Genomic DNA, 12,666 nt, shown 5'->3' on the forward strand with positions numbered 1-12,666 from the left:
CAACTCCTTCGGGTCGGTGGGCCACCCCGATGCCCCACACTAAGCGGCAAGGTGGCAGGGTCAAGGCAGCAGACCTGCTCTGTCGTCCGGGCGCGGAGCGTGCTAAGCGGCGGCATGGCGGAAAAGAAGGCACACGAAGTCGACAACTGGCTGAAGAAGCCCGATCCGGCGATGCGGATCGTGCTCGTTTATGGCCCGGATCGAGGCTTGGTCTCGGAGCGGGCGCTCGCTTTCGCCCAATCGACGGGGCTCCCCCTCGACGACCCCTTTGCGGTCACGCGGCTGGAGGGCAGCGAGGTCGAGAAACAGCCAGGCCGCCTGACGGAGGAGGTCGCCTCGATTCCGATGTTCTCTGAGAAACGGCTGATCTGGGTGCGCGGTATCGGGGCCGGCACAGGCATGGCCGCAGAGGTGGCCGAACTGGCCAGGACGACGCCCGCCGATGCCGTGGTGCTGCTGGAGGCGGGCGAGCTGAAGAAGGGCACCGGGCTTCGAGCTGCCGTCGAAAAGGCCGGCGGCGCCATGGCTCTGCCATCCTATGCGGATGAGGGAAAGGGCATCGAAGGCCTGATCGACGAGATGTGCGCGCGCGAGAAGCTGACCATCGAGCCGGAGGCCCGCCAGGCGCTCAGGGCGTTACTCGGCGGGGACCGGCTGGCCACGCGCGGCGAACTTTCCAAGCTGGCGCTCTATAGCGCCGGCAATGATCGTATTGGCCTGGCCGATGTGGAAGCGGCAATCGGCGACGTATCGGCGCGCAGCCAGGAAGACATGCTCGATGCGGTCCTGGCGGGGGAGGCGGGTACCTTCGACACGATCTTCTCCTCGCTCATGGCTGGTGGTGCCAATGCAGGCGTCGTGCTGTCGGCGGCCCTGCGCCGCTTCCAGATGCTGGAAACGCTGAAGGCGGAGATGGACGCGACCGGCAAGCCGGCTCAGGTGGTGATCGCGTCCGCACGGCCGCCGATCTTTTTCGCGCGGCGGCGGGCCTTCGAGGCGGCGATCGGCCGCTGGCCGGCAGATGCGCTGGCGGCGGCTGTCACGCGCCTCGACGCGGCGGTGCTGCAAACCCGTCGAAATGCCGGTCTTGCGGTTGCGACCGCAAGACAGTCCCTGCTTGCGCTGACGCTGGAAGCTCGGCGCCAGGCGCGTCGGCGCTAGGTCGCGACCGCCACGGGCGACGGCGACCAGCCAAAGACGTAGATCAGCACCAGGAGCAGGACGCCCAGCACGAGCCGGTAGGCGACGAAGGGGGTATAGGAATTGTGGCGCAGCCATTTCATCAGGAGCGCCACGGCGATCCAGGCCGCCACGAAGGCAAAGAACCCGCCGATCAGGGCCTCTCCAGTCAGCCGCGCATCACCGGCGCGGTAGAGATCGAGTGTGGCCAGCAGGCCCGCGCCAGCGATGGTAGGCAGCGACAGGAGCAGCGCAAAACGGGCCGACAGAGGACGATCGAGGCCGGTGAGCCGGCCGGCCGTCATGGCGATGCCGGAGCGGCTGACGCCAGGTATGAGCGCCAGACATTGGGCAAGTCCAACCACGATCGCCTGACGGAAACTCATCTTTTCCATGGCTTCCGCGCGTTCCGGCTGGCGGTCGGCCACATAAAGCAGCACGCCGAAGATGATGGTCGTCCAGGCGATGATCTCGGCCGAGCGCAGCATGTAGGTCACGACATCCTTCATGAGGAAACCGACGACCATGATCGGCAGCGTCGCCACGATCAGCAGCAGGAGCAGGCGCGTATTGTCGCTGGCCCTCAGCCTTACCGCATCGGCGAGCCCGAGGAAAAGCTGGGCCACGTCGCGCCAGAAATAGAGCAGGATCGCCCCGAGCGAGCCGACATGGAGCGCAATGTCGAGGGCCAGTTCGTCGGCCTGGCTGCCTTCCCACATGGGCATGCCGAGGGCAACGAACAGATCGCGCACCAGGATGAGATGAGCCGATGACGAGATGGGCAGGAATTCCGTCACGCCCTGAACGACGGACAGGATGAGGAGATAGGTCCAGATCATGGGAAGGGCGAATCCGAAAGGAGGGGAGGATTACGCCTTATGCCATGACGCCATCAGCGGCGCCATCGGGCAAATCGCGGCTCGCGTTGAGCCTCAGCCCTGGGCGGCGTAGACGTAGATCGCGTAACCCAGAAGGAGGGCGAGACCCGATAAGCGCCCGATTTTGGATCGGGCGATGAGCATCACGGCCAGAAGGACGGACGCACCGATCATCACCGGAAAATCGAAGGCGAGAAAGCGCGGGGCGACCGGGATCGGCGCCACAAGCGCGGTGACGCCCAGTATGCCAAGTATGTTGAAGATGTTGGAGCCGACGACATTGCCGATGGCGATTTCGGACTGGCGTCGGAAGGCGGCGATGAGCGAGGTCGCCAGTTCAGGCAAAGAAGTCCCGACCGCGACGATGGTGAGACCGATGAAGGCCTCCGATATGGCGTAGTCGCGCGCGATCGCCACCGCGCCGTCGACCAGGAACCGGGCCCCGACCATCAAGGCAACGAGGCCGATGGCCACGACCCCAAGCGCCTTGCCGGTCGACAGGGTAGGGACCTCCTCGGTTTCGGGCTCCGGTGCACTGCGTCCGGCGCGGTAGGCGGCAAACAGGTAGAGAACGAGAGATGCGACCAGAAGCCCACCTGCCGGGCGCGACAATTCCTCCAGCATGAAAAACGGCAGCAGGACCAAGGCCGCCACCAGCATCACGGCCAGGTCACGGCGCAACGAGGCACCGGCAATCGCAATCGGCCAGACCAAGGCGGCGATGCCCACGATGAGAAGTATGTTGGCAATGTTGGAGCCGATGACATTGCCCAGCGCGATGTCGGGCAGACCGCGCCAGGCAGCGTCGACGGAGACGAGCAGTTCGGGGGTCGAAGTCCCGAAGCCGACCACCGTCAATCCGATGAGAAGCGGGGAAATGGCGAAACCGCGCGCCAGGGCGACGCTGCCGCGCACGAGAAACTCACCGCCCGCAAACAGGCCAACAAGGCCGAGCGCCACCAGCAGGTAGTCCATCTTCGGGAATCCTCACGCGAAAGCGGACGCTTCCGGTCGCGGAATAGATGTGAACGAGATCGAGGTTGCGCAAGGGCGCCGACGTGCCGTTTTCACCGTTCTGCGGGCGCGCTTCACGCGGCATGTCCCGAGGCACGCAGCGCGTCGGCCACATCGCTGGTGTCGGCCTCGGTCAAAGGCTGGCCAGCCGCCGTTTCGGCGATCCGGGCGAGCTGGCTCGCGAGAGCTGACCGCTCTCCCGGTCCCGCTGCGGCGGCCTTCAGTTCGCCGATGGTCTCCACCATGCGGATGAGAATGGCGGGGTGACCCGCACCGGCCTGCCGGATGGGGTTGAAGGCGGCCTCCAGCATGCCCGACAGGGAGGCGCGGTCGGCCAGGACGCGGGCCTTGCCGTCCTGGTCGCGGTAGATGCGGCGCTGCTGCGGCCGGGTCATCACGATCTCGAAACAGGCACCGAGGCGGTCGATGACGGCAATGGCGGTGAAAGGATCATTGGTGCCGGGCGACAGCGCCCGGGTGGCGATCTCGACCAGTTGCCGGATGCCGTGTTCGGGGTCCTGCGCAGCGGTACGCTGCCGGCCGATGGTGAAAGCCCCGCGCATGGTTTCGAGAAGCGCTTCATCGGGGCGCTGCCGGGCATGGATCACCAGATGGTCTCCGCTGCCCAGAAGATGATGCCCCGCCCGCACCCTGACCTCGATAACGGCGTCCTGCTCGCAGGCGATGTGCAGGAGACGGTCGTAGTCGACGACCTGGAGGTAACCGGCCTTCCCCAGCGAGGTCGACCAACCAGACCCGACCGGCGCCGTTTCCTGCAAGGGCGGCTCGATGTCGTTGCCCGGCGGCATGATGCGGTGGATCGTGCCCTGCAATTCGCTCGCGACCACTTCCACCACGTTATCGGCGATGATCGAGCGGGCGATCTTGTGGATGTAGAAAAGCAGCGCCATGAGGCACAAGACAGTCAGAATCGTCCCGGTGGTGACCGCGAAATGCGGGACGCCATCAGGCCCCAGCGTATCGCCGATGCTGCGCAGGACCAGGATCAAGTACAAGATGGTGCCGACAAACAGGCCGAGGACGGACTGGATCTGCTTGTCGGCCATGAAGATGGCGATCAGGCGCGGCCCCAGCTGGTTGGCGGCAAGCGTCAGGATGACGAAGGTGACCGAGACCACCAGCGACGTCATGGTCATCAATCCCGACAGAAGTGCAGACAGAAGATTGCGGGCCGTATCAGCCTCGCCGCCATAGAGCCACCAGCCGATCTCGCCCTCCGGCGAGACAAATTCGCCGCCGAAGCTCAGCAGCAGGAAGGCAAGGGCCCCGGCGCTCAGGAAGAAGAAAGCAGGAACAAGCCAAAGCTGGCCGCTGACCATTGCCAGGAAATTGCTCAGGCGGTCCATTTTTCCCCGTTCTCTCCTTATCCCGCGTCCAGAACGACGTGCAGAGCGAAAGGGTTGCACGGGGGTCGGCAGAAGGAAAGAAGAGGGCCGGGATGCCCCGGTCCTCTCCATTCGCCTTCACTGTGCCGGTGGGCTAGTCGACCTGTGTAAGGAGGTCCTCGAAGATGTTGCGCGCCCGGCCAGGATGACGGACTTCTTTCGCCTCCTCGAGGTTCAGCGGCTCGCCGACCACGACGAGCATAACCATGCCCATGCCATAATGCGGCAGGCACTTTATGCCGTAGATGCCCTCCTCGGTGAGCGTGTAGACGATCTCCTGGTTGATGGTGCCCTTGAAAGGCTCGGCTCCCTCGGGCAGCATGCCGGGAATGGTTTCGGCGTTGTGACCGGGATCGACCGCGACGAAGCGCAAGGTGTCGCCAGGCTCCGCGCGAAGGAACTCGGGCTCGAATACCATCGGCCGTTCGCCGCGATTGAGCATCTTGATCTCGTGCTCAACGGCATGAGCCGCACCAGAGAGGGCGAGGCCGGCAGCAAGGGCGATGAGGGCGAGTGATCTTTTCATGGGTTATTCCTTTTTTCTTGCACGGCCCGTGGCCGTTGAAAGAACCCATACGCTCTCGTTGGCGCGTGCTCTTTGAGGTTGCGCAAAGAGTGATGGTCATCACCGCGAGGGTGCCGCAGGGCCTGCCGCCCCGTCGGCGGGCTTGTGTCACAGTCCGCGCGATCATATTTCATTGCCGCAATTCCTCCGTCCCGCTAAACAGAGCCAAACGAGCGAGCGAATTGGGAAAATGAACAAGCACCGTAGCGACAGACGAGGATCCCGTAAGGACGAATGGGGCGACGATTCCCCCGGCGACTTCCAGGAGCCGAGCTTCTTCAGCCGCAGGCCCGACCCGATAAGGTCGGATGCCGGGCAATCCGAGCCAGTCGAGGCCGATGTCCTCTGGTTCAATGCGTCAAAGGGATTCGGCTTCGTCCAGCCTGCCCAAGGCGACAAGGCGTTCCTTCATATCCGCCAGGTGGAGGCTGCCGGCCTCGCCACGGTGGCTGAAGGGGCCCGTCTGAGGGTTGTCATCGAGCCTGGGCCCAAAGGGCTCAGCGTCACGCGAATCGCCGACGTGCTGTCAGAGCCGGCGGCGTCGGCACGACCGCAGGCTCACCACAGCTCGCAGGCACCTACCGGCGAGGAAGCGGAGGCCGAAGGCACCGTGAAGTGGTACAATGCCGAAAAAGGCTTCGGATTCATCGGTCGCGCAGATGGCGGCAAGGATGTATTCGTCCATGTTTCGGCATTGAACGCGTCCGGCATCTCGTCCCTCGATGAGGGGCAGGCGGTCATCGTGCGCTATGCCGAGGGCAAGAAAGGCCTGGAGGCACGCACGATACGGCTGGCATAGAGCCTGCCGCTCAGGCGGAGCCTTCCAGCACGGCGTCTCCCTCTCCCCGGCGTGGTCTTACCGCTTCTCTTGAAGCGTTTGCCTGGCCGGGGCGAGTTTGCTTGCCTTGCCCCACCGCTGTCGCCGCCACAACGCGCAAATCTTGCTGTTCGTCGCAACGCTCGCCGGCCGGGGAAGAGGGGCGGGCGATGACGGCCCGCCGGGCAGCGGATCCGGACAATTTCGCCGTCTAGACGACATAAGCCGGCCAACGATTCTCCGTGCGAGGACAATCGGTGCCGGGCAGACTCAACATGTGACGGAAAAGAAAGATTGGCACTCCCAAGGGGAATCGAACCCCTGTTTCCGCCGTGAGAGGGCGGCGTCCTGACCGCTAGACGATGGGAGCGCAAGCGATGCGGCCGATATAGAAAGAATTTGGCGGCATTGCAACAGGGGGAACGCGCGATTCGACCGAGAACGACAAGCGGCGCCGCTTTCACGGCGCGGAAATAATCTGTCTGAATTGGTGATGGCCTCGCCACTTTTTAGCCGTCTTTTGCCCGCCCTACGGCCGCAATGTGCCCCCACCTTGCACGTGTTGCCTGAGACGGTTCGGTCCGGCGCGGCTCCGTAATCCCCAAGCCCCCCGCCCACGGGGTCGGTGTTCGGATCGAACCAACTCCGGGTATCCCGGGCTCTACAGCAACATCTCCATTTTGGCCGGTTCTGGTTTCTCCAGCGCCGGCCATTTGCGTTCTAAAGCTACCGGTAGCCACCGTCTTCGGGTTTGCGCAAGATGGCCGCGCCGAGGATCTTGCCCGGCATGCCATCGCGTGTGGTCGCCTGGATCAGGACGGCGCACCCCTCGGCGCCATGCTTGACGAACTCACTCATCGGCATTTCGAACCGCGCCGCACGACCGTGCCATACGCCGGCGCTGTGGAAGCGCGAGACGGAATTCCAGAAGGTGAACGAGCGCCCCTTGTTGCGTCCCCGCGTGATCTCGACCTCGGTGGCGGGATTGAAATAGACGAGCATCACATGGGCCTCGCCCCCCGGGACCTCACCCGCACCGGTCTCGATGACCACGGTGTCGCCCTCGTAGCTCAGCTCGACCTCGACCGACAGCGCGTTGGTTTCCGAATCGATCGCCCCGGCGATGGCGACGCGGTCCGAGCCGTTGACGTGCAACGCTCCGTTCACGACGGCCTGGGGCGTATAGACCGACCGGCTGCCGAAAGCCTGGCTGTATTCGTATTGACGGGCCGTGTTGTCGGCGGTCGCCAGCGTGTCCTGCCAGCCGAGATAATCCCAATAGTCAACGTGATAGGCGAGCGCGACGACATCGCCCGAATGCGCCAGTTCCGCAAGCAGGGCGTCGGCCGGCGGGCAGGAGGTGCAGCCCTGGCTCGTGAACAGTTCAACGACGGCGAGTGGGCGCGACGCAGCGGCCTTCTCTGCGGCCAGACCGGTGGCAGGCGCGAGCAAGAGCAATGCGGCCGCGAAGAGCCTTGTCATCAGGCGTCGTTTCGTCATGGATCCAACGTTTCCGACCGTCTCAGCGCGCGTCCCACGCGGCTGGACAGGATGCTCATAATTTAGGCTGGCGGAGGGCACAACAGGAAGTCACGTTGCGGTGACAGTGCCAACCCGTTCCACAGCGCTGCGAGAGGCGGTCCAATGCTCGAACTTGTCGATCAATATTGCGAACGCACCGGCCCGGAACTCTGGTCGGAGCCGATCAACGCGGCGACCAATCTGGCCTTTCTGCTGGCCGGCTTCTGGGGATTGCGTGAGGCGCGGCGTCATGGCGCCGACTGGCCGGTGGTCACGCTGTGCTGGTGGGTGGTCGCGATCGGCGTGGGCTCCATGCTCTTCCACACCTTCGCCAATCGGGTCACCATGCTGGCCGACGTCATCCCAATCGCGGTCTTCACGCTGGCCTATACCGGTTTCGCCATTCGCCGCTTCCTGGGGTACGCGCGCGGGAAGGCGGCCTTCATCTTCGTCATCTTCTACCTGGCGGCGGGCGGGCTGACGGCGCTCGTCCCGGGATGGCTGCACGCGCTCAGCAACGGCTCGACAGGCTATCTACCGGCCTTCCTTGCGCTGTTTGTCTTCGGCGGCTGGATCGCGGCGCGCGGGCACGAGGCGGGTCCCTGGCTGCTGGCGGCCGCCGCGACCTTCCTGGTCTCGGTAACCTTCCGCGCCGTCGATCAGGAACTGTGCGCGCTGCTGCCGTTCGGCACGCATTTCATGTGGCATCTCCTGAACGCAGCGATGCTCGCGCTGCTCCTTGGAGCGGCCGCCAGGCACGGGCGCGAGGTCAGCTAGCGCCGGGGCCTGACGGCCGTTACCAGCCCCGTCATTCGGCGGGGCTGGGATGCGGGCCCGCGGGCAGTTCGCCCGCAGATTCCTCGGCCGCTCTGCGGCGGCGGAACATCCGCGACAGGAGGCTGCGACGTTCCTCGTTGGGATCGCGGTTCTTGCGCGTGAACACCATCAGTGCCGCGGGCGTGACCACCAGGGTCAGCAACGTCGCGAAGGCCAGACCCCAGACGATCGCGCTCGACATCGACATCCACCACTGCGTGGACGGCGCGTCGATCGTGACCTCGTGGTGGAACAGTTCAAGGCCGAGGCCGAGGGCGATGGGCAGCACGCCGAGAATGGCTGATACCGCAGTCAGCACCACAGGGCGCGCACGTTCGCGGCAGGTCTGAAGCACCGCATCGCGCTTGTCCCAGCCCTCGCTGCGCAGGCGGTCGTAGGTGTCGATCAGCACGATGTTGTTGTTCACGACCACGCCGGCTAGCGCGATGATGCCGAGGCCGGACATCACGATGCCAAAGGGCTGTCCCGTGATCAGCAGGCCAAGGAACACGCCGATGGTCGACATGACCACGGTCATGAGGATGAGGAACACGCTGGTGAACTTGTTGAACTGGGCCAGAAGCACCACGAAGATGAGGAAGATCGCCGTTCCGAATGCGCCGCCCAGGAACGCGCTTGCCTCGTCGCTCTCCTCGCTCGAGCCGGCGAGACGGAAACGCGTGCCGCCAAGTTCCAGCTCTTCCACCGCATGGGCGACCTGTGCCTGGACCGCGGCGACCTGCTGGCCGCTCGCGACGTTGGCCGACACCACGATGGTGCGTTCTCCGTCGATGCGGTTGAGGGTTCCGACGCGCCGCTCCGGCTCCCGGCTGACGAAGTTGGAGATCGGCACGGCGCCCTGGCTCGTCTCGACGCGAAGTTCGTCGAGGGTCGCCAGCGTGCGGCGGTCCTCTGGCAAGCGCAGGCGGATGTCGACGGGATCATCGACGCCGGCAGGACGATAGTCCGAGAGCTTGAGCCCGTTGGTGACGAGTTGCACCACCGTGCCGACCATGCCGGGGCTGATGCCGTATTGCGAGGCCTTGGCGCGATCCACCCTTATCGCCCAGTCGACGCCTGGTGGCGGAAGGCCATCGGCTATGTCGATCACTCCGGGAACTTCGGCGATGCGCGCGGCCACCAGCCTGGCATGGTCCTCGAGATTGGTGGGATCCACCGCCGACAGCCGGATCTGGATGGCCTGGCCGGTGGGCGGGCCAGCTTCGGGCACGCGCACCTCGACTTCCACACCGGGAATGTCGCCCATCACGCCGCGCAGATCATCGAGAATCTCGCTGGCGCCCTTGCGTTCGCGCCAGTCGACGAATTCGTATTGGATTATTCCGACAACGTCCTCGGCAATGTCCTGGCCGCCACCGCGGGTCTGCCCCACGCGCGTGTAAACGGACGAGATGCCCGGCCAGCCCAGCAATCGTTCCTCGGCCTGGCGCGTCGCGCGGTCCATTTCCTGAAGCGAGAGATTGCCGCGGGCCGACACATACATCAGCCCGTAATCCGGCTCGACGTTGGGGAAGAACTCTACGCCCGAACCATATTGGGAATAGCTGTACTGGACGCCGACCAGGAGGCCGAGCGCCAGCAAGAGAACGGTCTTGGGGTAGGTCACGGCCTGCTTGGCGATGCCCATGTAGAGGCCGTCCGGCTTGGCCTCGTCCTCGACATGGGCCTTGGCGAACATCGCGCCGATGGTGGGCGCAAACAAGAGAGCGTAGATCAGCGAGGCGGAAAGCGTGACGATCAGCGTAATCGGCAGGTATTTCATGAATTCGCCGACGATGCCGGGCCAGAACAGCAGCGGCGAGAAGGCGGCGATACGCGTGGCCGTGGCGGCCAGCACAGGACCTGCCATGCGCTGGGCGGCCAGTTCGAACGCAGCGCGCCGATGCATGCCTTCGTTCATCCGACGCTCGGCATATTCGGTCACGATGATGGCGTCGTCGACAAGCATGCCCACCGAGAGGATCAGGCTGAACAGCACCACCATATTGACGGTGTAACCGGCCACCGACAGGGCGAGGATGCCCATCAGGAAGGAGGCGGGAATTGCCAGGCCGATGATGATGGAGGACCGGCCGGACAGCGCGTAGAGGATGACGATGAAGACCAGGATGACGGCGATCAGCACGTGGTTCTGGAGATCGCTCAGAAGGGTCCGGACCATTACCGACTTGTCCTGGCTGAACGACACCACAGTGCCTTCCGGCAGGCGGCTCTGGAAATCGGTTGCCACGGCCGTCACCGCATCGACGGTTTCGACAAGATTGGCGCCCGTCCGCTTCTTGACCTCGATGGCGATGGCAGGCTGGCCGTTGAGGCGGGTTACCGTTTCCGCATCCTTGAAACTCTGGCGGATGGTGGCGAGGTCGCGGGCGCGCACCACGGCGTCGGGGGCCGCGACGATGGGCAGATTGGCAACGTCCTCGACCGTCTCGATCAGCGAGGGCACACGGACCGGGAACCGCCCCTCCGAGCCCTCCATGGCACCTGCTGCAACAAGCGCATTGCCTGCATTGACGCCCTGGATCATCTGGTCGAGCTGCAAACCGTAGGAGGACAGCTTCACGGGGTCCATGATGACCTCGACGAGGTCGTCACGCGCACCCTGCAACGATCCCTCCAGAACGCCGGGCACCTCTTCGATGGCATCGCGCAGGCGGCGTGCCGCCGCCGAGAGGACGCGTTCGGGAAGATCGCCCGACAAGGTCACGACAAGCACTGGAAACTCGGAGATGTTGACTTCGTGGACCCCCGGCTCATCCGCCCCGCTGGGCAGGTGCCGCTTGGCGTCGTTAACCTTGGCGCGCACATCCTCGAGGGCGTTGGAGAAGTCGTAGCCGGCCTGGAACTCGATCAGCACGAAACCGCCGCCCTGATAGGCGGAGGAGCGCATTTCCTTCACGCCAGCAAGGCCCTTCAGCGCCGTCTCGACGGGGCGCAACAGCATACGCTCGGAGTCCTCCGGCGAGATGCCCTGATAGCCGAGGCTGACATAGATGATGGGGATCGCGACATCGGGTTCGGCTTCCTTGGGGATGGCCTGATAGGCGGCCGCCCCCGCGATCACCAGAAACACGAGTATCGAAAGCGTCAACCGGGCATTGTTGATCGCAAGGCTGATCGGATTCATGGGCAATATGCCTCAGCGCGCGTCAGTGGCGGCGAACTCGCCCACCAGCCGGCGCAGGGTGTCCTCGTCCGCGGGCACCGCATTCACGCGTTCGCCTTCGGTGACAAGCTCCTGGCCCGCCACGATTATGCGAACGGCGTCGGGAATGCCGGCGAGATACAGGCCGGTTGGTGAATCATCGACAAGATCGATGGGATAGAACACCACGGTCTCCGACTGGTCGACGCCGCGAACGCCAAGGTCGCCATCGGCGCTGAGCGTGATGACGGAACGCGGCAGCATCACCGACTGCACTGGCTCGGCGCTGAGGGTGATCTCCGTGGTCATGCCGGAAGGGATGGTGGCCTCGGGATTGGGAATGGCTACCTCGACACGGAAGGTCCGCGTCTGGGCGGAGGCCTCACGGCTCACGAAACGAATCTCGCCAGTCATCTCGCGACCGTCGACCAGGCGGATCGAGGCGGGGTGGCCGGGACGCACATAGGCGACATCGCGTTCGCTGACTTCGCCCACCGCGACGATCGGATCGAGGCTCAACAGGGTGGCGATTTCGGAGCCCTGAGACACCGAACTGCCGATTTCGGTGCGCACGCGATCAATGATGCCCGAAAAGGGCGCGCGAACCTCGATGCGAGCCAGTTCAGCGGCAGCCGCATCGAGTTGGGAGCGCGCGCTGGCCAGGGCCGACCGGGAATTGTCGAGCTGCAACCGGGGCAGGTTGCCACTATTGACGAGGCGTTCAGTGGCCGCGAATTCGGTCTCGCGCTGGGCGAGAAGCTGTCGTGCCGTTTCAACGGCGGATTCCTTGCCTTCCGTCTCCAGCCGCATGACGATGTCGCCGGCTTCCACGCGGTCGCCCTGGCGCAACGGCAGGTCCTCGACAATCCCGCCGACGCGCGATGCCAGGACAGCCCGCTGGTCAGCCTCGGTACGACCAGAGATACGGATGGTGCGGGCGTGGACGATGCGCGGCGCGTCGACGACGGCGACAAGACGCGGGGGGCGTTCCGCCCTCGCCTCAGGCGCCGTTTCGGCTGCGGCATCCGGGGTCGCGCTACCGACGGACGAAAATTCGCCGGTGAGCATCCAAGCCCCCGTCGCCACCAGCACGGCGATTGCCGCCACCTTGTGGAACCTAAATCCTGCCATTTTCAAAATTCCGCTGTTCAGGTTCCGAAGCCGATCGGATGGCTTGGGAGGATGCACGCCGATATGGGCATTCGGAAAACCTGCTTCAAACCTACTGACATGCGCCCGAAGCGCGCTCCACTACACGAAGCTTACCTTTCGGAACAGTCAAAAGACTTCATGCGACCGATCAC

General features: G+C 64.6%; 10 protein-coding genes and 1 tRNA gene. 3 read left to right on the forward strand and 8 right to left on the reverse strand.

All coding sequences use genetic code 11. The features are described from left to right. Window positions 1–114 precede the first annotated feature (114 nt). Window positions 115–1,161, forward strand: a complete 1,047-nt coding sequence (gene holA, locus GRZ55_RS02855; protein WP_169285352.1) for a DNA polymerase III subunit delta — start codon at window positions 115–117, stop codon at window positions 1,159–1,161. On the opposite strand, the gene GRZ55_RS02860 is transcribed toward holA, so the two are convergent. From GRZ55_RS02860 to GRZ55_RS02875, 4 genes are all read right to left on the reverse strand, one after another. Further along, window positions 1,158–2,018: an undecaprenyl-diphosphate phosphatase gene (locus tag GRZ55_RS02860; RefSeq protein ID WP_169285353.1), complete on the reverse strand. Its 861-nt coding sequence runs from the start codon at window positions 2,016–2,018 to the stop codon at window positions 1,158–1,160. The genes holA and GRZ55_RS02860 overlap by 4 nt on opposite strands. Window positions 2,019–2,111: 93 nt before the next feature. Next, window positions 2,112–3,032 (reverse strand): calcium/sodium antiporter, encoded by a 921-nt coding sequence (locus GRZ55_RS02865; RefSeq protein ID WP_169285354.1) that lies wholly within the window; start codon window positions 3,030–3,032, stop codon window positions 2,112–2,114. 113 nt (window positions 3,033–3,145) lie between these two features. Further along, window positions 3,146–4,438, reverse strand: coding sequence for a DUF2254 domain-containing protein (locus GRZ55_RS02870; protein WP_169285355.1), 1,293 nt, complete (start codon window positions 4,436–4,438; stop codon window positions 3,146–3,148). A gap of 133 nt (window positions 4,439–4,571) precedes the next feature. Beyond that, window positions 4,572–5,003, reverse strand: coding sequence for a pseudoazurin (locus tag GRZ55_RS02875; RefSeq protein ID WP_169285356.1), 432 nt, complete (start codon window positions 5,001–5,003; stop codon window positions 4,572–4,574). 172 nt (window positions 5,004–5,175) lie between these two features. On the opposite strand from GRZ55_RS02875, the gene GRZ55_RS23680 reads away from it, so the two are divergent. Beyond that, entirely contained in the window at window positions 5,176–5,841 is a 666-nt protein-coding gene (locus tag GRZ55_RS23680; protein ID WP_306785587.1) for a cold-shock protein, read from the forward strand. A 313-nt stretch (window positions 5,842–6,154) separates the two neighbouring features. Here the strand turns inward: GRZ55_RS23680 and GRZ55_RS02885 are convergent. Next, window positions 6,155–6,229 (reverse strand) — tRNA-Glu (locus GRZ55_RS02885). A gap of 356 nt (window positions 6,230–6,585) precedes the next feature. Beyond that, a complete protein-coding gene (locus GRZ55_RS02890; protein ID WP_169285357.1) occupies window positions 6,586–7,359 on the reverse strand; it encodes a thioredoxin family protein in 774 nt (257 codons plus the stop codon). Between the two features lie 144 nt (window positions 7,360–7,503). On the opposite strand from GRZ55_RS02890, the gene GRZ55_RS02895 reads away from it, so the two are divergent. Continuing rightward, window positions 7,504–8,157, forward strand: coding sequence for a ceramidase domain-containing protein (locus tag GRZ55_RS02895; protein WP_169285358.1), 654 nt, complete (start codon window positions 7,504–7,506; stop codon window positions 8,155–8,157). Window positions 8,158–8,188: 31 nt separating this feature from the next. Here the strand turns inward: GRZ55_RS02895 and GRZ55_RS02900 are convergent, their stop codons facing one another. Both GRZ55_RS02900 and GRZ55_RS02905 read right to left on the reverse strand, forming a co-directional pair. Beyond that, window positions 8,189–11,344, reverse strand: coding sequence for an efflux RND transporter permease subunit (locus tag GRZ55_RS02900; RefSeq protein WP_169285359.1), 3,156 nt, complete (start codon window positions 11,342–11,344; stop codon window positions 8,189–8,191). A 12-nt stretch (window positions 11,345–11,356) separates the two neighbouring features. Continuing rightward, window positions 11,357–12,493 (reverse strand): efflux RND transporter periplasmic adaptor subunit, encoded by a 1,137-nt coding sequence (locus tag GRZ55_RS02905; protein WP_169285360.1) that lies wholly within the window; start codon window positions 12,491–12,493, stop codon window positions 11,357–11,359. Window positions 12,494–12,666: the final 173 nt, after the last annotated feature.

This window comes from Chelativorans sp. ZYF759, from assembly GCF_012911015.1.
In the GTDB taxonomy this organism is placed as follows: domain Bacteria; phylum Pseudomonadota; class Alphaproteobacteria; order Rhizobiales; family Rhizobiaceae; genus ZYF759.